Here is a 26908-nt window from a genome sequence, read left to right as displayed (position 1 = left end):
CCACTCGGTCTCCCGGACGCCCGGGCCAGGGTTCCGGCCGGCCTGCCGGGACCCCGGCCCGCGACGACCGTCACTTCGCGCTCCACCCGCCGTCGACGGTCCAGGACGCTCCCGAGACCATCGAGGCGTCGGGGCCCGTGAGCCAGCCGACCAGGGAACCCACCTCGGCCGGCTCGACGAGCCGCTTGACCGCCGACTCCTTGAGCAGCACCTGCTCGAGCACCTCGTCCTCGCCGATCCCGTGCGCCGCCGCCTGGTCGGCGATCTGCTTCTCGACCAGGGGGGTGCGCACGTAGCCGGGGTTGACGCAGACGCTGGTCACGCCCTTCGGGCCGCCCTCCAGTGCCGTCACCTTGCTCAGGCCCTCGAGCCCGTGCTTGGCGGACACGTAGGCGCTCTTGTACGGGGAGCCGACCAGGCCGTGGACGGAGGACACGTTCACCACCCGCCCCCAGCCGGTCGCGTACATGTGCGGCAGGGCTGCGCGGATCAGCAGGAAGGGTGCGACGAGCATGATCGAGTGGATCGTGCGGAACATGTCCGGGTCGAACTCCTCGATGGGGCGCACGTGCTGGATGCCGGCGTTGTTCACCAGCACGTCGACGTCGAGCGTGAGCTCGTCGAGCGCCGTGGTGTCCGCCAGGTCCACCACCCAGGCGTCACCACCGATCTCGTCGGCTGCCGCCTTGGCGCCGTCGGCAGACACGTCGGCGACGGTCACGTGCGCCCCTCGCGCCGCGAGTTCGCGGGCGATGGCCTTGCCGATGCCCGAGGCTCCGCCCGTGACCAGGGCCTTGCGCCCCTGCAGGGTCGGGGCGGAGGCGTTCGGCTCGCTCACGCGGTGACCTCCTTCCGCTCGGCGGCGTCGGCGGCGTCGAGCTCATGCAGGGAGGCGCCCTTGGTCTCCCGCATGGACAACACTGCCACGGCCGTGATCAGACCCGCCACCAGCAGATACACCGCGGTCGGCCACCAGTGGCCCGTGTTCCGCAGCCAGGTGGTGGCGAAGATCGGCGCCAGGGAGCCCGCGAAGATCGACGTCACCTGGTAGGAGATGGACACGCCCGAGTACCGGGTCCGGGTCGGGAACATCTCGGCCATGATCGCGGGCTGGCCCGCGTACATCATGGCGTGGAAGACCAGGCCGACGATGATCGCCGTCAGGATCAGCGCCGTGTTCCGGGTGTCCAGCAGCGGGAAGGCCCAGAAGCCCCACGTCCCGCCGAGCAGGGCGCCGGCCAGGTAGACGGGCTTGCGGCCCACGCCGTCCACGGCGCGGCCCACCGCCAGGATCACGAAGAAGTGGCTGACGTGTGCGACCGCGATCAGGCTCAGGACCTCGGTGGTGTCCATCCCGAGGCCTTCCTTGAGGTAGACGATCGAGAAGGCGACCACCAGGTAGTACATGATGTTCTCGGCGAACCGCAGGCCCATGCCGGTGATCACGCCGCGCGGGTACTTGCGCAGCACCTCGCCGACGCCGTAGCCGGCGTTCTTCTCCTGGCTCTGCTCGGCGCGCGCGGCCTCGAAGATCGGCGCCTCCGAGATGGTGGTGCGGATCCAGTAGCCCACCAGCACCACCAGGGCCGACAGCCAGAAGGCGACGCGCCAGCCCCAGGCGAGGAACGCCTCGTCGGTCAGGGTCGCCGACATGACGGTGAGCACGAGCGTGGCCAGCAGGTTGCCCACCGGGACGGCGGCCTGCGGCCACGCGGTCCAGGTGGCACGGCGGTCGTCCGGCGCGTGCTCGCCGACCAGCAGCACGGCCCCGCCCCATTCGCCGCCCAGCGCCAGGCCCTGCACGAACCGCAGGACCACCAGGAGGATCGGCGCGGCCATGCCGATCTGCCCGTAGGTGGGCAGGCAGCCCATGAGCACGGTGGCGGCGCCGATCAGGAGGATCGTGAGCTGGAGCGTGTGCTTGCGGCCCAGCTTGTCGCCGAGGTGGCCGAACACGATCCCGCCGAGCGGCCGGGCCGCGAAGCCGACGGCGTAGGTGACGAACGCGGCGATGATGCCGTCGTACACGTTGCCCATCTCGGGCAGCAGGACCTTGGCGAACACCAGTGCCGAGGCCGTGGAGTAGAGGAAGAAGTCGTACCACTCCACGACCGTGCCGGCCATGGAGGCGGCGACGATCCTGCGAAGCAGCGATCCCTCGGGGGTTGGGTCGGACGCGGGCGCGTCCTGGGTCTGGCTCGTGGCCATGTCTCCTCCGGTTGTCCTCGTCGACATCGCGCCGGCTCCGTCGCCGGTGCGGGAATTCTCTGCGGCACGGCCTTTGCCGAGCCATGACGTCGTCGGGATTCTGGCAGCGTGATTGATGTGCGCGCAACGCGCATGTCGGCACACGCGGTGAACGGAAATGCACATCGGAGTAGGGTCGGGAACGTGTCGTCGTCGAACCTTCCCGCAGCGGGTCCGGGCCGTGCCCGGCAGCCCTCGCCCGAACACCTGCTCGTACTGCTCGAGGTCGCCCGTTCCGGGCGGTACACGACCGCGGCACAAGCCCTCGGACTCACCCACACGACCGTGGCCAGGAACATTGCCGGACTGAACCGCGCACTGGGCGGGCGCGTGCTGGTTCGCGGGGCCGACGGGTGGGAGCTGACGGCGCTCGGAGAGCGGGCGGCGCGTGCGGCCGAGGGCGTCGCCGAGGCGATGACCGCGCTGGCCGACGGCGACTCGGCCGCCGACCGCGTGACCGGCGTCGTGCGGATGACGACGACGGACGGGTTCGCCGCCTACCTCGCCTCTCCGGCGGTGGCGGCCCTGCGCGACGACCACCCGGACCTGTCGGTGGAGATCGTGACCGTCACCCGGCGCGCGGCGCAGCACCGCTCGGGTGTCGACATCGAGGTGGTGGTCGGCACGCCGCAGGTGAACCGCGGGCGTGCGGTGCAGGTGGCCGAGTACGAGCTCGGGCTGTACGGGTCGCGCGACTACCTCGCGCGGCACGGCACGCCGTCGTCCGTGTCCGACGCGTCCGGCCACCACCTCGTCTACTTCGTCGACTCGATGCTCCAGGTCGACGACCTGGACGTGCCGCGCCGCCTGCTGCCCGGCATCCGGGACGCGCTGACCTCCACGAACGTCTTCGTCCACGTGGAGGCCACCCGTGCGGGCGCCGGCCTGGGATTCCTGCCGTGCTTCATGGCGGACCGCCACCCGGACCTGGTGCGCCTCCTCCCGGAGGACGTGCGTGACCGGCTGCCCTACTACGCCGTGGTCCACCCGGAGTCCTGGCGCCGTCCCGCGGTGACGGCGGTGCTCGAGGCGCTCCGCGCGGAGGCCGCCCGGCAGCGGCACGTCCTGCTGGGAGGTCGTTCCGTGTCCCCGGCGTAGGCCGGGGCCGCCCCGGGGCGCGGCCCCGGCCTCGCTCGCGTCCCGGGGCGCGGGTCGCCGTGCGCGGTTCGCGGTCCCATGCCCGCGCCTACGGCTCTAGTTCACGGCTCCCGTGACGAGACCGGCGACGGCGGCGACGCCCGGGGGCGACATGATGATCGTGTAGTGGTTGACGTCCTCGACGGTGTCGATCCGCAGGGCGTCGGACCGGCCCGACCACTCGGCCGCGACGGGTGCGGGATACATGCCGCCCGGCTCGTCCATCAGACCGCGCGGGGCGCGGAGCATCGTGACCTCCCCCAGGCCGCCCGCGGTGAGGGCGGCCAGCGCGGCGGGGAAGGCGCCGCCCGTGTACATGTCGGCGGAGTCGCCCGCCACGGCCTCGGGGACGGTCGCGGGGCGGAAGCCACCGTCGGCCTCGTCCAGGTCGTAGTCGACGTACTGCTCGACCGTGGACGTCCACCGGGCGAAGGCGGGATGCTCGCGCCAGAAGTCGCGGTAGGCCTCTCGTGACCCGAAGACCCTGGAAAGCCGTTCGACGGCAGGTCCGAGCAGTGCGGACACCACCTCCTCGGCCGTGGCGTCCGCGGGAAGCCCGGGAACCGGCTGCAACGGCAGGCCGCCGTCGACCAGCAGGAGCCTGCCGACGAGCTCAGGATGCCGATGCGCCAGGACCACGCCGACGAAGCCCCCCATGCTGTGCCCCAGGACGGTCACGGGGCCGGGGTCCGTGCGGCCCCCCAGGCCGTTCCCGCGCTCCGGCGACGACGCGGGCCCTCCCCCGAGCGCCCGCACGACGGCGGCCAGGTCGTCGGCGTGCCGCGCCATCCCGTACGGCCCGGGCAGGCGGTTCGACCGCCCGCGCCCGCGCAGGTCCGGCGCGATGACGCGCACTCCCGGCAACGCCGCGACGACCGCGACCCACGCGCGATGCGAGGCGGTGATCCCGTGGACGGCGAGCACGGTCGGCACCGCGCCCGTGTCGTCCCGGCCGGGCCGCACCGGGTCCCAGATCCCGACGCGGAGCGTCCCTCCCGCCACCGGGACGTCGGCCGTGTCGTAGGTGTGCGTGGTGGCAGCGCTCCCGGCCGCGAGCCGGGCTGTGGTGTCCTCGTGTGTCGTCATGACGGCTCCCCTGGATCGCCGGCCGGACCGGGCATGGCACCGGTGGGTGCCAGAGCCCGCTCGATGAATGTCATTGCCTGCTCGAACACGTCCGGCGGGACCTCGGACGGCGGTCCGTCGGGATCGACGTCGGGCCCCCACAGGACCCAGCGCATCCCGACGATCTCGCCGATCCCCATGAGAGCCCAGGCGGCGACCTCGGGGTCGATGTCCCCGATCTGCCCGTCCGCGCGAGCCTTGGCCAGACCGGTCTGGTAGCCCTCCACGATCCGCGTGTAGTGGCGCTTCAGCGCGCCCGGGGAGACGAACTCGGCCTGCCGCACGATCCGGTAGAGCGCCGGATGCTCGGCCGTGAACCGGAAGAACGCCGCGAAGCCCGCACGCTCGGCCTCGATCCGCCCCTCGGCGGCCGAGGACGCCTCGATCATGGCGTGCCGCACCCGACGGTTGAGATCGTCCACGACCTCGTCGAAGACCTCGATCTTCGACGCGAAGTACAGATAGAAGGTGCCCTGCCCGACGCCGGCCGCCTGCGTGATCTTCACGATCGACGCGTCGTGGTAGCCGATCTCGGCGAACACCCGCTCGGCGGCCTCCACGATGCGAGCGCGCGTGCGCTGCCCCTTCGTGATCTTCTCCCCGTTCATCACGCCTCCCTCGTCGTGTCGCCGCGCCCGGGCCCGGCCGCCGCCGCATCCCGCGCCGGAACGGCCGCGCCGGGCCCGAGCGCCGACCTCATCACCTTGTCCAAGCTGGATCGTGGCAGGTCCCGAACCATCTCCAGATACTTCGGCACCTTGAAGTGCGCGAGCTGGCCGCGGCAGAACGCGGTCAGCTCCTCGGCGTCGGTGAGCACCCCCGCGCGCGGCACCACGAAGGCCGCCCCGACCTCCCCCCACCGCTCGTCCGGCACCCCGACCACCGCCGCGTCGGCGACCCCCGGATGCTGCCGGAGCACGGCCTCCACCTCCGCGGGCGTCACGTTCTCCCCGCCGGTGATGAACACGTCCTTGAGCCGGTCCAGCACGCGGTAGCACCCGACGTCGTCGCGCTCGGCCAGGTCGCCCGTGCGCAGCCAGCCTCCCGCGAACACCTGCGCCGTCGCGTCGGCGTCCCGGAAGTAGCCGGCGAACACGCCCGGCCCGCGGACGAGCAGTTCCCCCGTCCCCGGGCCGTCGAGCTGTTCACCGGTGGCCGGATCCGCCAGCGCCACGTCGACGTGCGGGTACGGCATCCCGGCCCAGCCCACGCGCTCACGAGCGACGTCGTCCGGGAGGCACAGCACGTTCGGGCCGGCCTCGGTGAGTCCGTAGCCCTGGGTGAGCGCGACGCCGCGGCGGTGCCAGGCGCGCAGCAGGGCGTCAGGCATCGGAGCCCCGCCGACGACGGCGTGCGCCAGCGACGACAGGTCGGCATCCGCGAATCCGGGGTGCTCGGCGAGCATGAGGTAGTTCGTGGGCACGCCCATCATCGTGGTCACGCGGCGCCCGGCGATGAGCTGAAGCACCCGTCCGGGTTCGAACGTGCGCTCCAGCACCACCGTCGCCCCGGTCCACCACGCCAGCAGCGGCTGGATGTTCCAGCCGCCCACGTGGAACTGCGGCAGCACCGACAGCACCACGTCGCTGCTGGTCAGTTCAACCGTGCGGGACAGCGAGAGGTTGTTCCAGAAGCAGTTCGCGTGGGTCAGCAGCGCACCCTTGGGCGCTCCGCCCGTCCCGGACGTGAACACGAGCAGCAGCGGATCGTCGTCCCGCACGGCCCGCGCAGGCGCGGGCCCGTCCCCGGGCGCGAGCGCCGGCGGCGGAACGTGACGCTCCACCCCGCCGGCACCCGGCTCGGCCCGGCCGGGCGGGACCGGGAGGCGCTCCAGCGCCGTCTGCGCGAGCACGGCGAACTCCTCCTCGACCACGACCAGCGCGGGATCTGTCAGCGCGAGCTGGTCGGCCAGCTCACGGGGCGCCAGACGCCACGAAAGGGGCGCGAGCACGAGCCCGGCATGCGCGCAGGCGAAGAAGAGCACCACCTGGTCGGCGCTGTTGCCGGTCACGGTGGCGACCCGCGCCCCCGCGCCGTACCCGGCGGCCCGGAACCGCCGGGCCAGGGCGGTGGCACGTTCGTGGAGATCGCGATAGGTGAGGGTGACGCCTCGATCGTCGACGGCGACCCGGTCCGGGGTGGCGCGGGCCCGGTCACGAGTCCAGCGGCCCAGCGTGTGCAGGCCGTCCTCCTCCACGACCACCGGCCCCCCTCCCGGCACGGCCGGCGTCACGACGGCACCGCCTCGGCCACGGGCCGCTCACCCGGCCCGGCGGAACCCTGGCCGCCCGGACCGCGGGGGCCGCGCCGTCGCACCCGGTCCACCGCGCGCGAGGCCGCGCCCGCGATACCTCCCGGAAGGAACATGACCACCAGGATGAAGCACGTCCCCAGCAGGAACATCGGCTCGGACAACGGGACACGCAGCACGGCCGGCAGCCCCGCCACCGCCTCGGAACCGGCGAACTCGCCCAGCCGCTGGTCCAGCACCGTGTACAGCACGGCCCCCACGACAGCACCCCAGCGCGACCCCACACCACCGAGCACCACCATGACCAGGATCGTCAGGGTGAAGTCCGCGGTCGACACCGCGGGCGAGGCCCCGGACTGCAGCAGCAGGTACGCCGTACCCACCATCGTGGCAAGCGTCGCGGCCAGGACGAACACCACCAGCTTGACCACGTACGGCCGCCCGCCGATGATCCGCACCCGCGTCTCGTTCTCCCGCACCGCTGCGGCCATGTGGCCCGCCCGGGAGCGCTCGATCCACAGCGCCACGAGATACGTGACCACCAGTACCGCGAGCGCCACCCAGTACAGGTTGCGGGTGTTGACGACGCCGACAAAGGCGTCCGGCACCCCGCCGGTGGCCAGCGCGATGCCCTCCTCACCACCGGTGAGGTCAGCCGGGTCACGGCGCACCAGCACGTTCCCCGCCTGCGCGAACGCGAGCGTCACCATCGCGAACGAGATCCCGGTGACACGCAGCGAGATCGCGCCGATCACCCCGGCGAGCAGCACGCCCCCCGCGAGGACCACGGCGGCCGCGGGGAGCAGCGGAATGTCCGTGCGTTCCAGCACGACCGCGAGCCCGTACACCCCGGCCGCGAAGTAGAGCGCGTGCCCGAAACTGAGCAGCCCCACCACACCGAGCAGCAGGTGGTACGTCAGGGCCAGCGCGGCGGTGAGCCAGCACAGGCCGAGAAGCTGCAGCGTGCCGGGCTCGTACGTGTAGCCGGGCAGCACCCCGGGGATCGTCAGCGCGAGCAGCGGCAGGCACCCCAGCACGATCACGGCCAGGCCACCCCCCACCGCACGAGGCAGCGCGGCACGCACGGCAGACACCTGCCCGGCGTCCTCGCCGCGGCCGGGCGGGGCGCCCGCACCCGGAGACGCCGTCCCCGTGACAGGGGTTGCGGGGAGATGGTCGGGGGCGTTCATGCGGCTCTCCTTCCCATGAGGCCGGACGGTCGCACGAGCAGGACGAGCGCCAGCAGGAGCACGACGATGAAGTCACCCGTGTTGGCAAGAAAGTAGTTGGCGAGCTGCTGCAGCACCGCGACGACCACGGACGCCACCGCCGCACCCGGCAGCGAGCCCATCCCACCGATCACCGTGACGATGAACGCGAAGATCAGCAGACTGGCGCCCATGTGCGGGGAGACGTAGTTCAGCGACTGCGTGGCCAGCACGCCACCGAGCCCCGCCGCAGCCCCGCCCACCGCGAAGACCAGCGTGAACGCCGTACGCACGTCGATGCCGAGAGCCGTCACCATCGCCCGGTTCTCCACCCCCGCGCGAATGATCAGCCCGTACCGCGTGTACTTGAGGAACGCGACGATCACGCCCAGCACCAGCGCCGCGGCCAGGATGTTGAGGAACGCGGTGTTCGGGATGCGCGCCCCGAGGAACTCCGTGGTCCGTGTCAGCCACTCCGTGCGGCGCACCGTCCGCGGGTTCGGCCCCCAGATGCCCTCGAACAGCGCCACCGAGGCGAGCGCCAGCCCCACCGTGACCAGAACCTGCTCGATGTGCCGCTCGTACAGCGGCCGGATCAGACCGAGCTCCGTGACGGCCGCCGCGGCCGCCCCGGTCACCGCGCCCACGACCAGGCCGAGCGCCAGGCCGCCCCACGTGTCCTGACCGACGGCGCTCGCGGCCGCCAGTCCGGCGAACGCGCCGAGGGTGAGGAACGAGCCGTGCGCGAAGTTGAGGATGCCCATCAGGCCGTAGATCAGGGACAGGCCGGACGCCACGAGGAAGTACAGCCCGCCGAGGCCCACACCCGTGACGAGCAGAAGGATGAGAGTACTCATCGCGCTCCCCCCTTCTGGTGCCCGACGGCCGTCGTGGCCGGGTCTGCGCCCGGAGGCTCGACGCCGTCGGCGTGCACGCCGAGGAGTCGCTGGATCAGGTCCGGGTCCCCCAGCAGCTCAGGAGCGGGTCCCGTGTGCACCACGCGGCCGGCGTCGATCACGACGACGCGTTCGGCGAGCCTCTCGATGACCTTCAGGTTCTGCTCCACGAGCAGGATCGGAACGGTGCGTGCGGCGGCCGCGAGCGCGCCGGCGACGTCGTCCACGATCCTTGGCGCGAGTCCCTTCGTGGGCTCGTCCACGAGGAGGAGCCGGTTGTCGTTGAGCAGTGCGCGGGCGAGCGACACCATCTGCTGCTGCCCTCCGGACAGTGTCCCGGCTCGCTGCTGGGCGCGCCGGACCAGGTCCGGGAAGAGCCCGTCGACGAGGCGCCGACGCTCCGGCGTCGTCCCGTGCGGCCCGGTGCGCTCCGCGAGCCGCAGGTTCTCGGCGACGGTGAGGCCGGCGAAGACGTCACGGTCCTCCGGGACGTAGCCGACGCCGCGGCGCACGATCCGCTCGGTCCGCTCGCCGTCCACGCGGCGGCCGTCGAGGAGCACCTCCCCGGTGCGCTCGATCAGCCCCAGGATCGCCCGCAGCGTGGAGGTCTTGCCCACGCCGTTGCGGCCGAGCACCGCCGTGACACCACTCGCGGGGACCTCGAAGCCGACGTCGTGCACCACCTCCTGCCCCGCGATTCGCGCGGACAGCCCACGCACCTCCAGAACGTTCGTGTTCATCGTCGGTGCCGTACTCATCGCAGCACCTCCTCGTGCTCCGCCACCGGCGCAGACCTCGTCCCTCGGCCCACACCGTCCGCTGCACCCATCGTCGGTGCCGTACTCATCGCAGCACCTCCTCGTGCTCCGCCACCGGCGCAGACCTCGTCCCTCGGCCCACACCGTCCGCTGCACCCATCGTCGGTGCCGTACTCATGCCAGATCTCCCAGGTAGGCGGTCTGGACGGTCTCGTCCGCCATGACCTTGTCGGGCGTGTCGCAGATCAGCAGCTCTCCGTGGTGCATCACGGCGACCCGGTCCGCGAGGCCGAGCACCACATCCATGTGGTGCTCCACCATCATCACGGTGCGGCCGCTCGCCTTGATGTCGCGGATCACCCGGACCAGGCCGGGCACGTCCGCCGTGCCGAGACCCGCCATCGGCTCGTCGAGCAGCACGACGGAGGACCCCATCGCCAGCAGCACGGCGATCTCGAGCTTGCGCTTGTCGCCGTGGGACAGGTCGCCCGCGGCCACCTCGGAGCGGTGGACCAGGCCAACCGTGACCAGGTGCTCCACCGCCTCCGTGGACGCGGCATCGCCGCGCCGGGGGAAGGACAGGACCGACAGCGAACCGCCGCGGCGGCGCTGGGTGGCGAGCCGGACGTTCTCCACCACGCTCAGCCGCGGGAACAGGCTCGACGTCTGGAACGTCCGTCCCAGCCCGACTCGTGAGCGTGCCGCGACGGCCGTGCGGGTGACGTCGTCACCGTCGAGCAGCACCTGGCCGGCTGTGGGCCGGTGGATGCCGCTGATCAGGTTGAACAGGGTGGTCTTGCCGGCGCCGTTCGGCCCGATGACGCCCACCAGTTCCCCCGGCGCGACCCGCAGGTCGACATCCGCGAGGATGCGCGCCCCGCCGATGGTCAGGCCCAGCCCGCGGACCTCCAGTGCGGGAGTGCCCAGGCCGCCGGCGCCGTCGTCCGACATCTCCCCGGCGGGACCGGGCAGCCCCGCCGCGTCCTGCCGGCCCCGCCGCAGCGTGGTACCCGGCTCGCCTCCCATCGGCCTCAGCCCGCCTCTGCCGGGGCGACGGCCTCGGCGTCCACGGTCTCCACGAGCTGGGGCACCCAGGCGTCGCCGTCGGCGACGAGGCTCGCCTGGTACATCGGCTGGATCAGGGCGTGGTCCGACGCGCGCACCGTCATGTCGCCCTTGGGCCCCTCGAACTCGTAGCCCTCCAGCGCGGAGACCATGCCGTCGACGTCGTCACCGCCCTCGGCCACGGCGTGCACGATCATCTGCGCGGCGGCGAAACCGTCCGGCGTGAACAGGTCCGGCGTACCGCCCGCTGCCTCGACGCCGTCGATCATCGCCTGCTCCGTGTCGGTGCCCGCGGCGCCGGCGAAGTAGTGGCTGAGGAACTCGACCTTCGCCGCGGCGTCGCCGTACGCACCGTAGGTCGACACGTCGCCGAGGCCCGTGACCACGGTCGTCGCATCGAGGACACCCTGCTGGTCGAGCCCCTCCCACATGGCGCCCGAGGTGCCTCCGGCCCAGGCCACGAACACGAGGTCGGGGTCGGCGTTCAGCACCTTCTTCGAGAACGGGGTGAACTCGGTGGCGTCCTCCGGCACGAGCACGGACGAGACGTTCGCACCCTGCGCGCCGAGCACCGCCTCGACCGCCGCGAGGTTGCCCTGGCCGAACGCGTTGTCCTGCGCGTACACGACGACGTCGGCGCCGTCCGGGTCGACGAACGTGCCGGCGGTCGCGACGTCCTGCAGCGACTGGCGGCCGCTGCGGAACGTGTAGTGGTTGATTCCGGTCAGCGTGTCGACCGCCGCGGGTCCCGAGACGTACAGCACCTTGTTCTGCTCGGCCTGCTCGGCGATCGCGAGCGCGACACCCGACACGACGGTCCCGCCCAGGATCTCGTAGCCCTTGCCGATGAGGTCCTTCGCGGCCGAGACGCCCTTCTCCGGGTCGCCCGCGTCGTCGACGTAGGTGATGTTCAGCTCACGGCCATCGACCTCCCCGGTGCCATCGGTGGCGTAGTCCAGCCCGGCCTCGAAGCCTTGCTTGTAGGCCGCGCCGTAGGCGGCCAGCGCCCCGGACTCGGAGTAGATGATCCCGATGTCGATCGGTGCGTCGTCCTCGCCGGAGCCGGCGGCACCGCCTGCCGTGCTCGGCGCGCAGGCTGCGAGCGCGAGGCCGCACGCCGTGACGACGGCAAGTGCGTGGAGGGACTTCTTCGTCCGCATGACTCTGCCCTTCTTCGGGTTTCACTCGCCGCCCGTGCCCGGCCGGCCGATGGCCACCGGAAAACTGAGAGGCGATTCAGGTTTTGGGAATCATGCTGCCGGCGCGCGGTCCGTGTCAACCCCGGGTCCGCTCCGGGCCCACTCCAGGTCCGCTCCGGGCCCACCCCGGGCCCACTCCGGGGCAGGCGGACCGGGAAGCCATAGTTGACAGGTGATTCAGGTCACAGCAATGGTCCGGCGCGTCCGGCCGGACCTGCTCGACGGCGCGTGGGCCGGCCCACCTCGACGAGGAGGTAACACATGAAACGCCTGATCAGCGCCACAGCGGCGCTCAGTCTGGCCCTTGCGGGAGGCGCGGCGGCGATCGCCGCCGCACCGGTCGCGACCGCCGGAATCATCTGCCCGTCGCCCTTCGACACCCTGCCCGGCTGCGAGTCCGCCGACGCTTCCGGCGAGAGCGCGTCCTCCGGGACGGCAAGCGCGGGATCGTGGTCCAGCCGCAGTGCCGGCGGGATGACCACCGAGCTGTACATGCCCACGTCAGCTCCGGCCATCCCCGCGGGGCGGGCCCTGATGGTCAACCTGCACGGCTGCGTGCAGACGTCGTCGGACCTGCGGTCCGGTGGCAACTGGGAGTCGACGGCCGACGCCTACGGCATGGTCGTCGCGGTGCCGGCGGTACCGAACGGCGGCGTGATCGCCGGCTGCTGGGACTACTACGACACGAACCACTCGCGCACCTCACCGGGCAGGCACGACGACAACCTGCTCGACCTGGTGGACGACCTGCTCGCGGACACCGCGCTCGACATCGACCCGGACCAGGTCTACGTCACGGGGCTGTCGTCCGGCGGCGGAGAGACGCTCGTCATGGGCTGCCTCGCGCCGGACGTCTTCGCCGGGATCGGGAGCAACGCGGGGCCGGCCGTGGGCACGTCGTCGCTCCAGATCGGCTACGTCGCCACCAACGAAGCCCAGGCCACCTCGACCTGCCGCGACTTCGCCGGGTCGGCGTCCGGGGAGTTCGGCACCCAGCTGACCTCGGTGGTGTACGGCTCGAACGACACCACCGTGGCTCCCGGGTACAACACGCTGAACGCCCAGGTGATGGCCGGGATCTACGGCGCGGGCGACCAGTCGTCGTTCTCGCTCGGATCCTTGGAGGGCAGCAACACCAGTGGGTCCGGGACGCTGTGGTCCGATGGCGACGGCCCGCGCGTCTCGCTGATCCAGAACTCCGGGCTGGGACACAACTGGCCTGCCGGGGGCGGAGCTGGCGGGTCGTACATCTCGACGAGCTCGATCAACTACCCCGCCTACGTGACCGGGTTCTTCTTCGAGAACAACCGCCGGGCCGACCGGTCGGGCACGCCGACGCCGACGCCGACGCCCTCGCCGACGCCGACGGCTTCACCGACCCCGACACCCTCACCGACGCCGACCGACCCGGGACCCTACTGCGGCTCGGCGACGAACGCCGAGCACGAGGCAGCGGGCCGCGCACATTCCTACGGCGTCAACCCCTACAACCCGTTCTACGCCAACGGGTCCGAGGACTACCTGGGCCTGGGCGACGCCACGGTCACGACGCTGTCGGAGACGTCCCCCGGGCACTTCGACGTCGTCTCCTCCTGCTGACCCGCGAGGAGGTTCCCGCCCCGCCCCGGCGCACGGACGGCTCGTGAGACCGTCCGCTGCCGAACGGACACCTGGTGACGCACGTCGACGCACGTCGGCTCGCACCTGTCCGTTCGGCAGCGGCGGAGGGGCGCGGAGAGGCAGACCTCGCGGGTCTCCGCGCCTCGCACCGGAGCGGACCTTGGGACCGGGCGGCCGTCACTCCGGGGCGTGGCGGTCCAGGAAGGAGTAGACCTCGCGGGTCTCCACCCCCGGGAAGGCGCCGGCCGGCATGGCCGCCAGCATCGAGGCGTGCGGACGCGCCGACGGCCACGCGTAGTCCTGCCACTTGTCGACCAGGTCCGACGGCGGCCGGTGGCAGCACGACTCGTCCGGGCAGCGGGACTGGTCACGGTGCGTGGTCTCGCGCCCGGCGAACCACTTGACGTGCGCGAACGGCACACCCACCGACACCGAGAACGCACCGTCCTGCGTGTTCTCCACGCGTGAGGTGCACCAGTAGGTGCCCGACGGCGTGTCGGTGTACTGCGCGTACGGGTTGAACTTGTCCTCCACCCCGAAGACCACGCGCGCGGTCCACTTGCGGCACACGTGCTGGCCCTCGACCGCGCCGAGCGGATCCGAGGGAAATTTCACGCCGTCGTTCTCGTACGCCTTGTGCAGGATTCCCGACTCGTGGACCTTCATGAAGTGGACCGGGATGCCGAGATGCCTGGTCGCGAGGTTCGTGAACCGGTGGGCGGCGGTCTCGAAGGAGACGGCGAACGCGTCCCGCAGGTCCTCGATCGCGATCGTCCGGGTGTCCTTCGCGTCGCGGAGGAACTTCACGCCCGCCCTCTCCGGCACCAGCAGCGCTGCCGCCAGATAGTTCGCCTCGACGCGCTGGCGCAGGAAGTCGCCGTAGTCCTGCGGCTCGGTGTGCCCGAGGATGTGCGAGGCCAGGGCCTGCAGCATCGCCGACCGCGTGTTGGAGCGGCCGCGCGGCCCGCTCGCCGGGAGGTACAGGCGGTGATGCCGGTTGTCGATCACCGACCGCGTGGAGTGCGGCAGGTCCGGCACGTAGTGCAGCGTGAAGCCGAGGTTCGCGGCGATCTCGGCGGCGATCCGCTGCGGCAGCGGCCCGCTGGTGTGACCGACGTCGTCCAGCAGCCCGCGAGCCACCTCCTCCAGCTCCGGGATGTAGTTGTCGGACGCCCGCATCTCGGCGCGCAGCTCCGCGTTGGCCCGTCGCGCCTCCTCCGGCGTGAGCGCGCGCTCGGCGTGCAGCCGCTCCAGCTCTCGGTTCAGCCCGAGGATCGTCCGGAGGGCGTCGTCGGGCAAGGACTTGCCGATCCGCACCCCGGAGAGCCCGAGAGTCGCGAAGAGTGGCCCGCGCTGCACACGGCCCATCTCGATCTCGAGGGCGTCACGCTCCGAGGGGGGCGTGGGGTCGAGGAGGTCGTCGACGCTCGCGCCGAGCGCTCTGGCCAGGGCTTGCAGCTGGGAGAACTTCGGCTCGCGCTTCCCGTTCTCCAGGGCACTGACCTGGGACGGCGCCCGCCCGATCGCTGCGGCGAGCTCTTCCAGCTTCATTCCCTGCCGCGTGCGCAGAGAACGCACCTGGCGCCCGATGGTCAGGGCGTCGGGCTCGGCCTCCGAGGAGCCGGCCAGTGCGTTTTGCGCGGTTCCGCGTTTCGGCGTCGTCGTGGGCATATCTGAGGGTGACACACCGCGTTCGTTCCGTCCAGCAGAAGTTTGCAGGAATTTCTTCTGAGTTCCACTAGATCTGGAGCGATTCGATGACAGAAGGTCGAATCAGTCCAGCGGAGAACGCAACCCAGGAGGTACCCGCCATGACCGCTCCGACCATCGTCACCCGACGCAACCTTCCGGGGGCCGCGAGCCCCCAGGCCGTCGGCTCGTCCGACGGATCCGGCACCACACGCCCGGGCGACCAGGTGACCACCGCGGAAGCTCTGGCCGAGAACTGGGCGAACGACCCGCGCTGGGCCGGCATCGACCGGACCTTCACCGCCGAGGACGTCATCGCGCTGCGCGGCTCGGTCGGCGAGGAGCACACCCTGGCCCGCCGCGGTGCGGAGCGCCTGTGGAAGCAGCTCCACGAGGAGGACTTCATCAACGCGCTCGGCGCGCTGACCGGCAACCAGGCCGTCCAGCAGGTCAAGGCGGGGCTGCAGGCGATCTACCTCTCGGGCTGGCAGGTGGCCGGTGACGCGAACCTGGCGGGCCAGACCTACCCCGACCAGTCGCTGTACCCGGCAAACTCCGTGCCGGCCGTGGTGCGCCGCATCAACAACGCGCTGCTGCGCGCCGACCAGATCGACGTCGCAGAAAGCTCGGGGAACGGCGCTCCGTCGATCGACTGGCTCGCCCCGATCGTCGCCGACGCCGAGGCCGGCTTCGGCGGCCCGCTCAACGCGTACGAGCTGATGAAGTCGATGATCACCTCCGGCGCCGCCGGCGTGCACTGGGAAGACCAGCTCGCGTCCGAGAAGAAGTGCGGCCACCTGGGCGGCAAGGTGCTGATCCCCACCCAGCAGCACATCCGCACCCTGAACGCCGCCCGCCTGGCGGCCGACGTCGCCGACGTGCCCTCCGTGGTCATCGCCCGCACGGATGCCGAGGCCGCGACCCTCATCACCTCCGACGTCGACGAGCGGGACCGCCCGTTCATCACCGGCGAGCGCACCGCCGAGGGCTTCTACAAGGTCACCAACGGGATCGAGCCGTGCATCGCCCGCGCCAAGGCGTACGCCCCGTACTCCGACCTGATCTGGATGGAGACCGGCACGCCGGACCTCGAGCTCGCGCGGAAGTTCGCGGAGGCCGTCAAGGCCGACTTCCCGGACCAGATGCTGAGCTACAACTGCTCGCCGTCGTTCAACTGGAAGAAGCACCTCGACGACGACACGATCGCCAAGTTCCAGCGCGAGCTCGGCGCCATGGGCTTCAAGTTCCAGTTCATCACCCTGGCGGGCTTCCACGCGCTGAACTACTCGATGTTCGACCTGGCGCACGGCTACGCCCGCGAGCAGATGACCGCCTACGTGGAGCTGCAGGAGAAGGAGTTCGCCGCCGAGGAGCGTGGCTACACCGCCACCAAGCACCAGCGCGAGGTCGGCACCGGCTACTTCGACCGCGTCTCCACGGCCCTGAACCCGGACTCCGCCACGACGGCGATGTCGGGGTCCACGGAGTCGGCCCAGTTCTGACGCCCCTCCGCTGAGGCGCCACGCACCCCCCGAACTGCCGAGGCAGTCGCTCCGGAGCGACGGGCGACTGTCTCGGCGACCAGCACCACCCACAGCCCCATGCCCTGGAGGACTGAGATGACCAGCACGATCGACACACCCGCCCCGCGCACCGCGACTGCGCACACGGTCGCGACGTCGGCTGCCTTCGACGCCGTCCCCCGGGGTTCCGTGCGCGTGACCGGCACGCTCGGCGACCGCTACGACGAGATTCTCACGCCCGAGGCGCTCGACTTCCTGGCACTCCTGCACGACCGCTTCGCCGCACGCCGTCACCGGCTGCTCACCGAGCGGGAGCAGCGGCGCGAGGAGATCTCCTCCGGCGTGGACCCCGACTTCCGGGCGGCGACTCGCCCCGTGCGCGACGACCCGCAGTGGCGGGTCGCCGGCTCGGCCGGTGCCCCCGGCCTGGAGGACCGGCGTGTCGAGATCACCGGTCCCACCGACCCGAAGATGACGATCAACGCCCTCAACTCGGGTGCCAAGGTCTGGCTGGCCGACGCCGAGGACGCCTCCTCCCCCACCTGGCGCAACGTCGTGGAGGGCCAGCTCGCGCTGCACGACGCGATCCGGGGCACGCTGGAGCACACCAACGCCGCCGGAAGGCACTACACGCTGCGCTCCTCCCACCTGACGGACCTGCCCACGATCGTGTTCCGCCCCCGCGGCTGGCACCTGGTCGAGAAGCACCTGCGCTACACCGGCGCGGACGGGATCACCCGGTGCACCTCGGGCGCCCTGGTGGACTTCGGCCTCTACTTCTTCCACAACGCCGCCGAGCTGATCGCACGGGGTCGCGGGCCGTACTTCTACCTCCCCAAGCTGGAGAGCTACCGCGAGGCGCGGCTGTGGAACGAGGTCTTCGAGACCGCCCAGGAGGCGCTCGACATTCCCCGCGGCACGATCCGCGCCACGGTCCTGATCGAGACGCTGCCCGCGGCGTTCGAGATGGAGGAGATCCTCCACGAGCTGCGCGACCACTGCGCCGGCCTGAACGCCGGCCGCTGGGACTACCTCTTCAGCGTCATCAAGTGCTTCCGCTCGCGCGGCGAGTCGTACGTGCTGCCGGACCGTGCCCAGGTCACGATGACCGCTCCGTTCATGCGGGCCTACACCGAGCTGCTGGTCGCCACCTGCCACAAGCGGGGAGCACACGCGATCGGCGGCATGAGCGCCTTCATCCCGGACCGCCACGACCCGGAGGTGACCCGGCGCGCGTTCGAGAAGGTCTCGGCGGACAAGCGCCGGGAGGCGGGCGACGGGTTCGACGGTTCCTGGGTGGCTCACCCCGACCTCATCCCGGTCGCGAAGGCCGAGTTCGACGCCGTGCTCGGCGCGGCACCGCACCAGGTCGCGCGTCTGCGGGACGACGTCCGCGTGGGTCGGCACGAACTGCTGGACATCGCCTCGGTTGGCCGTGCCGGAGCCACGGTCACGTCCGACGGGCTGCGCGCGAACGTGTCGGTGGCGATCCGCTACATCGACTCGTGGCTGCGCGGTACAGGGGCAGCGGCGCTCGACAGCCTGATGGAGGACGCCGCCACCGCCGAGATCTCCCGTTCGCAGGTCTGGCAGTGGATCGCGGCGGGCACCCGTACCGCCGACGACGGCCGGCGCATCACGCGCGACCGCGTCGAGGCCCTCATCCTCGACGTCCTCGCCGACCTTCCCCGGCCACACGGCCACCGCATCGACGACGCCGCGGCCGTCTTCCGCTCCGTGGCGCTGAGCGACGACTTCCCGTCGTTCCTCACCCTCGGTGCGTACTCCCAGTTCCTGGTGGGCTCCACGGCAGACCAGCCGTGAGGCCCGGCAGGCGGCACCCTCTGGAATTCTGAGGCAGACAGAACGCGCCACACGGGCCGGGCGGCCCTGTGCCCACACGGCACCGGGCGGCACGGCGCAGGCGTGGGGGTGCCGGACTCCGACGTCGCCACCACGGTGACGACGGAGGCCGGGCCGGAGGGCTCACCTCCTGGTCCGGCTCAGTCGCCCCGGCAGGTCTCTCCACTCTCCCCGAGACCGGCCGGGGCGACGTCGTGCCCATCGGGCTCCGGCAGGCACCGCCGCCGTACCGAGGCGGCGCGCGGTGTCGGCCCGGTACGGCGGCCGTCGCCCGGCCCGGTCGCCGTGTCACCGGCCTGCCGTCAGGCGGCAGATCTCGTCCCAGGGTGTCGGCTCGATGCCGAACTGCTTCCGGGCCGCGGTCTCGTCCAGCACGTACGGCCGCTCGAACTGGTAGACCATGTCGCGCACCTCCCGCATCAGCGGCGACACGAGCCCGAGCGCGGCCAGCGCGGGCCCGCGCAGCGTCCGGATGCGGACGGGAGGGCGCCCGACGGACGCGAGGACGTCGGTCAGCGCCTGACGCTGGGTCGTCGGGGCGTTGCTCGGCACATGCCAGACGCGCCCGTGAGCCCCCGGGTCGGCGGCGGCCGCGATCAGCGTGCGGGCCGTGTCGCCCACGTCGGTGAAGGTGTGCGGCTGGTCGACGCGGCCCATCATCGTGACCGTCCTGCCCTGCAGGGCTGTGGGAAGGACGCGGGTGATGTGGCCGTTCCCGCCCACGCCGGGACCGATGTAGTCGGCTCCGCGCACCTCCACGGTGCGAATCCGGCCTTCATGGTGCGCTGCCAGCGCGTCCGCCCACATCCGCGCGCGCAACCGTCCCTTGTGGTCGGTCGCCGCATCCGGCAGGTCCTCCGTCATCGGGCCGTCGACCGGCCCGTACGGGTACAGGTTCCCGGTGATGGCATAGACCGCGCCGGTGCGTTCGGCAGTGGTGAGGAGCGCGGCGGACAGAGGCGGCCAGGCACGCTCCCACTGCGTGTAGTCGCCGGGGTTGGCGCAGTTGTAGAGCGTGGTGGCGCCCTCCGCGGCACGCGAGAGCGCATCGGCGTCGGAAGCGTCCACCGTCACGTGCTCGACACCGGCGATCCCGGTGTCGCGGCCGGACCGGGTGGCCACCGTGACGCGGAGCCCGCGCTCGGCGAGCTGCTGGGCGGTACTCCGGCCGACGGGACCGGCGCCGACGACGAAGTGGTGATCTGTGGTGTTCATGAATGCTCCTGGGGTCTGAGGATGCTCGGATGTGGAGTGGTCGGATGTGGTGTGGTCGGGTGCGGTGTGGTCGGGTGCGGTGTGCTCGGGTTCGATGTTCTTGGGTTCGACGTGATCGGGATGCGGTGCATTCGAGTGCTGTCGGGCGAGGCACGCACGGCCGGGACGCGGCGCGCGGGGCGTGGTGTGCGGCAGCGGGCGTGCGTGTCGCTGGCCGACCCGTGGCCGACCGCACACCCTTCCCACCACCGAACGCACTGCGAGAGCGCCGCTCTCATTTCGAGCAGCATGTCACGATCAACGCTCCGAATCAAGAGCACTGCTCCGTGTTGCGTACAACGCTCTCACTTGAGAGGCTGGGCCGATGAGCACACCCCGCACGGCACGCGCTCTGGCACGTGAGACGCTGACGCAGGAGATTCTCGACGCCGCACGCGCACGACTGCGCTCCGACGGGCCTGCGGGACTCTCGCTACGAGCCGTCGCCCGCGACGTCGGCATGGTGTCCTCCGCCGTCTACCGGTACTTCCCGAGCCGTGACGCGCTCCTGACCAGGCTGCTCATCGACTCCTACGGGGAGCTCGGGGAGGCCGTCGAACGAGCCGAGACCGAGGTGGCGCGGGAGGACACCGGTGGCCGATGGCTCGCGGCCTGCCGCGCCCTGCGCACCTGGTGCATGGACCGGCCCGGGGACTTCGCCCTCCTGTACGGCACGCCGATCCCCGGGTATGCCGCTCCGCAGGACACGGTGGAGCCGGCCACACGGGTCATCCAGGTCCTCGCGCGGATCGTCGGGGATGCCTACGCCGACGGCGCTCGCGCGGTTCCTGCGCCGCGCGGTGGCGCAGGAACCGACGCAACGGTCGCGGGTGCCCGGGACTTCGTCGTCGAGCACGGCCTCGCACGCAGCGGCCTCGCCACCGAGTCCGTGGTCCGCACACTGATGGCCTGGAGCCAGCTGTTCGGGACCGTGTCGTTCGAACTGTTCGGGCATCTGGCAGGCTCAGTGACCGACCCCGCCCGCTGGTACGACGAGGTCGCCATCCGCTTGGCCGCGGATCTCGGCATTCAGCTGCGCGTGTGAGACAGCCTGCGGCACGCCGCCGGCGCGGCCGTGGGAACGGGCAGCTCCGCTGCACGGGAACCTGTCCACGGTGCCAGTTGCGCGGCGCCGCCGGGGCGGTTGCGCGGCGCCGCCGGGGCGGTTGCGCGGCGCCGCCGGGGCGGTTGCGCGGCGCCCGAGCCCGACGGACATCGGACTCGGGCGCCGGCGGGCCTGTGGCGCTATCCCTGGTCGAGGCCCAGCAGATCGTCCTCGGTCTCTCGGCGGATCAGGACGCGGGACGCCCCGTCGCGTACCGCCACGACCGGCGGACGCAGCAGCATGTTGTAGTTCGACGCCATGGAACGTCCGTAGGCGCCGGTCGCGGCCACCGCGAGCAGGTCGCCCGCCCGGACGTCGCCGGGGAGCATCACCCGGTGCACCACGATGTCGCCGGACTCGCAGTGCTTGCCGACCACGCGTGCGAGCACGGGCTCCGCGTCGGAGGAGCGCCCGACGATCTCCGCGTGGTAGTCGGCGCCGTAGAGCGCTGGCCGGATGTTGTCGCTCATGCCACCGTCGACCGAGACGTACAGCCGCGTGAACGGCTCGCCGTCACCCCCGCCCACCGTCACCGGCTTGACAGTGCCGACCGTGTACAGCGTCATGCCCGCCGGCCCGACGATCGCGCGACCCGGCTCGATCGAGAACCGCGGCAGCGGCGTATCGAGGCGTGCGGCCACGTCCGCGACCGAGGACGCGACGTCCTTGGCCACGCGCTCCGGATCGAGCGCCACCTCCCCCGGCAGATAGGCGATGCCGTACCCGCCGCCGAGGTCCACCTCACCGACCAGTACACCCGTCCGTGCGGCCAGCTCCGCGCGGAGCTCCAGCACCGCACGCGCCGCCGCCTCGAAGCCGTCCGGATCGAGGATCTGCGAGCCGATGTGGGAGTGGATGCCGAGCAGACGCAGGCTCGGCCGCTCGAGGATCCGCAGCAGAGCCGCCATCGCCGGGCTGTCGACCGCCGACGACGCGGCACCGCCGGCAGTCTCACCGGACGCCGCGGTACCCGTCCCCGACGGCCGGGACGCCTGTCCCGACGCCCCGGAGGCGGGGCTGACCGACAGCCCGAACTTCTGGTCCTCGTGCGCGGTCGAGATGTACTCGTGCCCGCCCGCGTGCACGCCGGTGGTCACACGCACCATGACCGGCGCCACCACACCGTGCTGCACCGCCAGTTCGGCGACGCGATCGATCTCGGCGAGCGAGTCGACGATGATCCGTCCCACCCCGTGCTCGAACGCGCGCACGATCTCGGCGTCGGACTTGTTGTTGCCGTGCAGCCCGATCGCCTCACCAGGGACTCCGGCCCGCAGCGCCACGGCGAGCTCGCCGCCCGACGCGGTGTCGACCCGCAGCCCTTCCTCACGAGCCCAGCGCGCGACAGCCACCGTCAGCAGCGCCTTGCCCGCGTAGTACACGTCCACGCCCGTCCCCACCGCCGCGAACGCCGCCTCGAAGGCGGTCCGGTAGGCACGGGCGCGAGCGCGGAAGTCGGCCTCGTCGAGGATGTACGACGGCGTCCCGTGGTCCGCCGCGACGTCGGCGACGCCGACACCCGCGACCTCCACCGCGCCGTCGTCGCCGCGCCGCACTCCGCTCGACCACGGCGCGCCGGCCGAACCGACGGGGAGCGCGGCGGGACCGGACTGCCCGCCCACGACCGCCGTCGTACCTGGTCCCTCGGATGCGCCGGCCGGCGCACCGCCGCTCACATCCGCTCCGGGGCGCTCACGCCCAGCAGTCCCAGGCCGTTGGCGAGGACCGTGCGGACCGCATCGTTCAGCCAGAGGCGGGTGCGGTGCGCGTCCGTCACGGCCTCGTCGGGGTACGGGTTGGCGCGCAGCTTGGCGTCGTCGTTGTACCAGGAGTGGTAGTCACCGGCGAGCGCCTCCAGGTAGCGGGCCACGCGGTGGGGCTCGCGCAGTTCGGCGGCCTGGGCGACGATCCGCGGGTACTCGGTGAGGCGGCCGAGCAGCGCGCTCTCGGACTCGTGGCTGAGGAGCGCCGGGTCGAAGGCGTCCTCGAGCCGGACGCCGCGATCGGCCGCGTTCCGGTCCACGGCGCAGGTCCGTGAGTGCGCGTACTGGACGTAGTAGACGGGGTTCTCGTTCTTCTGGCTCGCCAGGAGGTCGAGGTCGAGGTCGATGTTCTGGTCCGCGGACGAGCGTGCGAGCGCGTAGCGGGCGGCGTCCACGCCGACGGCGTCGACCAGGTCATCGATCGTGACCACGGTGCCAGCACGCTTCGACATGCGCACCGGCTGGCCGTCACGGACCAGGTTGACCATCTGGCCGATCAGGATCTGCATGTTCTTGCCCGGCGTGTCGCCGAACGAGGCGCAGACGGCCATCATGCGGGCGACGTAGCCGTGGTGGTCGGCGCCGAGCATGATGATGACGTCGTCGAAGCCCCGTTCGCGCTTGTCGAGGTAGTACGCGATGTCCCCGGCGATGTAGGCGGCGTCGCCGTCGGACTTGATGATGACGCGGTCCTTGTCGTCCCCGAAGTCCGTGGTGCGCAGCCACAGCGCGCCGTCCTTCTCGAACGTGCGGCCGTCCGCGGTCAGACGGTCCACGGCGTGCTTCACCGCGCCGGACTCGTGCAGCGAGTCCTCGTGGAAGTAGACGTCGAAGTCGACGCCGAAATCGTGCAGGGACTGCTTGATCTCGGCGAACATCCGCTCGACGCCGCGGGCGCGGAAGGCCTCCTGCGCCTCGTCGTCGGACAGCTCGCGCGGGTCTGTGTCGCCGTCGGCGATCGCATCGGCGATCACGGCCTCGGCGATCTCGGCGATGTACGCACCGCCGTAGCCGTTCTCGGGAGCGGGCTTCCCCTGCGCGGAGGCGAGGAGGGAACTGGAGAACCGGTCGATCTGCGCGCCGTGGTCGTTGAAGTAGTACTCCCGCTCCACCTCGGCGCCGGACGCCGCGAGGATGCGTGCCAGCGAGTCACCGACGGCCGCCCAGCGCACTCCGCCGATGTGGATCGGGCCGGTCGGGTTGGCGGACACGAACTCCAGGTTGATCCTGGTGCCGGCCTCGGAGTCGTTGCGGCCGTACTGCGCGCCCTGCTGAACGATCGTGCGCGCCAGCTCACCGGCCGCACCCGCATCGAGGGTGATGTTCAGGAAGCCCGGCCCGGCGACGTCCACCGAGGCGATCCCGGCGTTCTCTGCCAGGCGTGCGGCCAGGTCCTCGGCGAGTGCCCGCGGAGTCGTGCCGGCCTTCTTGGCGAGCTGGAGCGCGACGTTCGTGGCCCAGTCGCCGTGCTCTCGCTGCCGGGGTCGCTCCACGTGCACCGAGGCGGGGATCGCGTCGGCGGGGAGCTGAAGGGTGCCGTCGGCCACAGCCGCGGCAAGGGCAGCGCTGAGTGCTCCGGAGAGCTCGGTGGGGGTCACGCGACGATTCTACGGGCGACGCCGCGCACACAGCCCGCGGTTTCCACAGCCCGGGAACGCGACGCCCGACGCCGGCCGCTGCACCTGGGGCACCGGCCGGCGTCGGGCACCGGATCAGGGTGAGGTCGCACCCGTCGCGTCCAGGGACGCGAGGATCTGCCACCACCGCTCCTCGGTCGCCCCGGGGCCCTTGTAGGAGATCTCGAACGACTTGCGCCCGTCGGCCGTGAGCCAGAAGGTGGCGTCCCCCGCGAAGTACTCCCCGGACTCGGGGTCGGTCCCGACGGTCACGACCCCGCGCACGGTGCCCGGCGGCTCGTACCCGTACCCGCTCTCATCGAGGTCGAAGGGCTGGTCGTACGCCTCCAGATCCCAGAGACCGATCGACAGGTCCTCCCAGGAGCCCTCGGAGTTGTTGTCCCACATCCCCCACGTCCCCTCATCGCTCGTCAGCTCCGCCGGCAGCCTCATCCTCAGTCCCTCGAACGTGACCGGTCGCCAGTCTGACGGAGGGTCCTGCAGCAACGGGGTCGCAGGGTCCAGCCCGTCGGAGACCGTGGTCCCGTCGTTCGACCCGGCGGTGAGGCCGAGGCCGCCGAGGGTCCTGGCGAGGACGTCGTCGAAGTTCGTGGTGCCGTGGTCGGCGAAGAGGTTCACCTTGTACCCGAGGCCGCCGGCACGACGCACCTCGATGTAGGCCTGGTCCTGGCCGTCGGAACGTTCGACCAGGACCTGCGACACGTCGGCCCCTTCCAGGTCGAAGCGGTAGTACGGAAGGTCCTCGCCGAGCTCGGCGTACTCGGCCGCCATCTCCGCGTTGTCGCGATACATGAGCTGGTCGGTCAGTTCCAGCCGGAGTTCCACCGTGCCGTCCGGCCGTGCGAGGCGCAGCGTGTCGCCCGGGTCCTCCTCCCCCGGACCGGCATCCCACTCACCGGGGACCGCGTACTCCAGGCCGTGGAACTCCGCCTGCCGCCAGGACGCGGGCACATCATCGGTCTCGAGGAGCGGCAGGTCCTTCTGGACGATCATCGGGACGGTCTCCGGTCCGCCGAACTCGTCGTCGATCCGGACCGTGTCGACGAGCCGTTCGAAGGTGTCCTGCGGCGTGTCATCACCCGTCAGGCTCATGGTCACGCGCACCACCGTCCCGTCGGTGAGTTCCACGTCGAGCTCACCGACGAAGTCACCGTCTCCCGGCCCCCGCTCCCAGTACCCGGTGGCGGAGACGTCCTGCGCGGAGTACCAGGACCAGCGCGCCGCGACCGCTCCAGGGACATCGGCTTCGGTCACCGGGTTCCCCACCAGTTCGCCGACCAGCGGCACGTCCTGCACAGGATCCACGGCGACCCACGAGTCCGCGTACGGGTTCTGGTCCCATTCCATGTCTCCGGGGATGACCGGGTCGAGCCCCCACATCGGGTCCCCGGTGATGTCGAACTCCTCGTAGCCGGCCGGCACCTCGAACGTCAGGCCGTCCGACCGAACCTCGGTCGGGGTCGAGGAGTTGTGCACCCACGGCAGCAGGGCGGGCAGCACCCGCGGATCGGTGGACCAGATCGCCGCCGCTCCCAGGGCAACCAGGACCAGAGCTGCGGCACCTCCGATCACACCTCGCCGCACGCGCTCGCGGCGGATCACTCGCCCGGCCATCGCCTCGCCGTCGATCCCCTCCAGGGGCCCGACCCGGCCCGCGGCGTCGTGGATCAGCTGCATCAGGTCGTCGCTCTGTTCCTTCATCACTGCGCCTCCTTCCGCGAGACCGTGTCGTTCGTCGTCTCCGGGCGACGCCGACGTGTGCCGAGGATCTGACGCAGCCGGTCGAGCCCGCGCGACGCCGCCGACTTCACGGCGCCCACGGTGATCCCCAGGTCCTCGGCCGTCTGCTTCTCGGTCCGGTCCAGCAGGTATCGCAGCACCACGGCACGCCGCTGGCCTGCCGGGAGTTGCCGCAGCGCCCGCACCAGTTCGTCGCGGTCGACGACGTGCTGCGCGCCGTCCGCCGTGGCACCCGGACGCAGGTCGGCCGGTGCGACCAGGACGTCCCGCCGGGTCCGCCGCCAGGAATCGATGCGGGCAGTCGCGATCACCCTGCGCGCATAGGCGAACGGGTCGCCGTCGCCCACCCTGTTCCAGGCCCGGTACGTCCGTTCCAGCGCGAGCTGAACCAGATCTGCGGCCCGGTGCACGTCACCGCACAACAAGTACGCGATGCGCGACAACTCGGGCGATCGTTCCCTGGCAAACACCGTGAAGCGCTCGGCGCGGGTGCCGGTGACCACCACCGTCGCGGTGTCGTCCAGAACCGCCCCGTCCTCGCTCACCACGCGCACCACCTCGTTCGTCGTCGTCCCGCACCGCTGTCCGGGCGGCGGCCGGACCGGCCTCGTCGAGAAGTCATGGCACACAGACGCACGCTGCCGAGCAAAGGTTGCCTGACCTGAGCAGTTGCCTCGACCCGGCAAGACACCACGCCGAGGCCTCCCGGCTCGTCCGGTGAGGGAGCGTCGCCGTCACAGCCGGCCACGTGGACGACGACGGAGGCCGCCGTCGGGCTCGTCACAACTATCGATGCACGCCCGGGGCCTGTCACCTGGTAGTCTCATT

General features: G+C 71.7%; 21 protein-coding genes. 5 read left to right on the top strand and 16 right to left on the bottom strand.

Features of this window, described 5'->3' with window-relative positions; translation table 11 throughout:
- Positions 1-70: 70 nt before the first annotated feature.
- Together HGK34_RS01290 and HGK34_RS01285 are read right to left on the bottom strand one after the other, a co-directional pair.
- Complete coding sequence (locus HGK34_RS01290) at positions 71-838, bottom strand: 3-hydroxybutyrate dehydrogenase (RefSeq protein WP_201844732.1); 768 nt, start codon at positions 836-838, stop codon at positions 71-73.
- Entirely contained in the window at positions 835-2208 is a 1374-nt protein-coding gene (locus HGK34_RS01285; RefSeq protein WP_201844731.1) for an MFS transporter, read from the bottom strand. The genes HGK34_RS01290 and HGK34_RS01285 overlap by 4 nt, the downstream gene beginning before the upstream one ends.
- 183 nt (positions 2209-2391) lie before the next feature.
- On the opposite strand from HGK34_RS01285, the gene HGK34_RS01280 reads away from it, so the two are divergent.
- Positions 2392-3345, top strand: a complete 954-nt coding sequence (locus tag HGK34_RS01280; protein ID WP_307815636.1) for a LysR family transcriptional regulator — start codon at positions 2392-2394, stop codon at positions 3343-3345.
- A gap of 96 nt (positions 3346-3441) precedes the next feature.
- Here HGK34_RS01280 and HGK34_RS01275 read toward each other — a convergent pair whose 3' ends face one another.
- From HGK34_RS01275 to HGK34_RS01240, 8 genes are all read right to left on the bottom strand, one after another.
- Positions 3442-4470 carry an alpha/beta fold hydrolase gene (locus HGK34_RS01275; protein ID WP_201844730.1) on the bottom strand — a complete coding sequence of 343 codons (1029 nt, stop codon included), beginning with the start codon at positions 4468-4470 and terminating at the stop codon, positions 3442-3444.
- On the bottom strand, positions 4467-5117 hold the full coding sequence (locus HGK34_RS01270; protein ID WP_201844729.1) for a TetR/AcrR family transcriptional regulator: 651 nt from the start codon (positions 5115-5117) through the stop codon (positions 4467-4469). Before HGK34_RS01270 ends, HGK34_RS01275 begins: the two co-directional genes overlap by 4 nt.
- Complete coding sequence (locus HGK34_RS01265) at positions 5117-6712, bottom strand: class I adenylate-forming enzyme family protein (protein ID WP_201844728.1); 1596 nt, start codon at positions 6710-6712, stop codon at positions 5117-5119. Before HGK34_RS01265 ends, HGK34_RS01270 begins: the two co-directional genes overlap by 1 nt.
- Positions 6713-6738: 26 nt before the next feature.
- Positions 6739-7950 (bottom strand): branched-chain amino acid ABC transporter permease, encoded by a 1212-nt coding sequence (locus HGK34_RS01260; RefSeq protein ID WP_201844727.1) that lies wholly within the window; start codon positions 7948-7950, stop codon positions 6739-6741.
- Entirely contained in the window at positions 7947-8825 is an 879-nt protein-coding gene (locus HGK34_RS01255) for a branched-chain amino acid ABC transporter permease (RefSeq protein WP_201844726.1), read from the bottom strand. Before HGK34_RS01255 ends, HGK34_RS01260 begins: the two co-directional genes overlap by 4 nt.
- Positions 8822-9622 (bottom strand): ABC transporter ATP-binding protein, encoded by an 801-nt coding sequence (locus HGK34_RS01250; protein WP_244666259.1) that lies wholly within the window; start codon positions 9620-9622, stop codon positions 8822-8824. The genes HGK34_RS01255 and HGK34_RS01250 overlap by 4 nt, the downstream gene beginning before the upstream one ends.
- 174 nt (positions 9623-9796) lie before the next feature.
- On the bottom strand, positions 9797-10573 hold the full coding sequence (locus HGK34_RS01245; RefSeq protein ID WP_201844923.1) for an ABC transporter ATP-binding protein: 777 nt from the start codon (positions 10571-10573) through the stop codon (positions 9797-9799).
- 80 nt (positions 10574-10653) lie between these two features.
- Entirely contained in the window at positions 10654-11847 is a 1194-nt protein-coding gene (locus tag HGK34_RS01240; RefSeq protein ID WP_201844725.1) for a substrate-binding domain-containing protein, read from the bottom strand.
- A gap of 300 nt (positions 11848-12147) precedes the next feature.
- On the opposite strand from HGK34_RS01240, the gene HGK34_RS01235 reads away from it, so the two are divergent.
- On the top strand, positions 12148-13485 hold the full coding sequence (locus tag HGK34_RS01235) for an extracellular catalytic domain type 1 short-chain-length polyhydroxyalkanoate depolymerase (protein ID WP_201844724.1): 1338 nt from the start codon (positions 12148-12150) through the stop codon (positions 13483-13485).
- A 198-nt stretch (positions 13486-13683) separates the two neighbouring features.
- On the opposite strand, the gene HGK34_RS01230 is transcribed toward HGK34_RS01235, so the two are convergent.
- A complete protein-coding gene (locus tag HGK34_RS01230) occupies positions 13684-15177 on the bottom strand; it encodes a helix-turn-helix domain-containing protein (protein ID WP_201844723.1) in 1494 nt (497 codons plus the stop codon).
- A gap of 140 nt (positions 15178-15317) precedes the next feature.
- Between HGK34_RS01230 and aceA the strand changes: the two genes are divergently transcribed.
- The gene (gene aceA / locus HGK34_RS01225) at positions 15318-16697 is read left to right on the top strand and encodes an isocitrate lyase (protein WP_244666258.1); all 1380 of its coding nucleotides are present in this window, start codon (positions 15318-15320) and stop codon (positions 16695-16697) included.
- Positions 16698-16814: 117 nt separating this feature from the next.
- On the top strand, positions 16815-18542 hold the full coding sequence (gene aceB, locus HGK34_RS01220) for a malate synthase A (RefSeq protein WP_201844722.1): 1728 nt from the start codon (positions 16815-16817) through the stop codon (positions 18540-18542).
- Between the two features lie 327 nt (positions 18543-18869).
- On the opposite strand, the gene HGK34_RS01215 is transcribed toward aceB, so the two are convergent.
- The gene (locus HGK34_RS01215; protein WP_201844721.1) at positions 18870-19796 is read right to left on the bottom strand and encodes an NAD-dependent epimerase/dehydratase family protein; all 927 of its coding nucleotides are present in this window, start codon (positions 19794-19796) and stop codon (positions 18870-18872) included.
- A 364-nt stretch (positions 19797-20160) separates the two neighbouring features.
- On the opposite strand from HGK34_RS01215, the gene HGK34_RS01210 reads away from it, so the two are divergent.
- Positions 20161-20880, top strand: a complete 720-nt coding sequence (locus tag HGK34_RS01210; protein WP_201844720.1) for a TetR/AcrR family transcriptional regulator — start codon at positions 20161-20163, stop codon at positions 20878-20880.
- A gap of 200 nt (positions 20881-21080) precedes the next feature.
- Here the strand turns inward: HGK34_RS01210 and HGK34_RS01205 are convergent, their stop codons facing one another.
- The 4 genes from HGK34_RS01205 to HGK34_RS01190 all read right to left on the bottom strand — a co-directional run bounded on the left by HGK34_RS01205 (position 21081) and on the right by HGK34_RS01190 (position 26628).
- The gene (locus HGK34_RS01205) at positions 21081-22562 is read right to left on the bottom strand and encodes a diaminopimelate decarboxylase family protein (RefSeq protein ID WP_201844921.1); all 1482 of its coding nucleotides are present in this window, start codon (positions 22560-22562) and stop codon (positions 21081-21083) included.
- A 50-nt stretch (positions 22563-22612) separates the two neighbouring features.
- Entirely contained in the window at positions 22613-24301 is a 1689-nt protein-coding gene (gene argS / locus HGK34_RS01200) for an arginine--tRNA ligase (RefSeq protein ID WP_201844719.1), read from the bottom strand.
- 114 nt (positions 24302-24415) lie between these two features.
- Positions 24416-26041: a hypothetical protein gene (locus tag HGK34_RS01195; protein WP_201844718.1), complete on the bottom strand. Its 1626-nt coding sequence runs from the start codon at positions 26039-26041 to the stop codon at positions 24416-24418.
- Positions 26041-26628, bottom strand: coding sequence for a SigE family RNA polymerase sigma factor (locus HGK34_RS01190; protein WP_307815633.1), 588 nt, complete (start codon positions 26626-26628; stop codon positions 26041-26043). Before HGK34_RS01190 ends, HGK34_RS01195 begins: the two co-directional genes overlap by 1 nt.
- Positions 26629-26908: the final 280 nt, after the last annotated feature.

The organism is Myceligenerans indicum (assembly GCF_016742955.1).
Lineage (GTDB): Bacteria > Actinomycetota > Actinomycetes > Actinomycetales > Cellulomonadaceae > Myceligenerans > Myceligenerans indicum.
The sequence above is the reverse complement of the archived record's forward strand: the minus strand, read 5'-3'. Positions and strand labels throughout refer to the sequence as shown.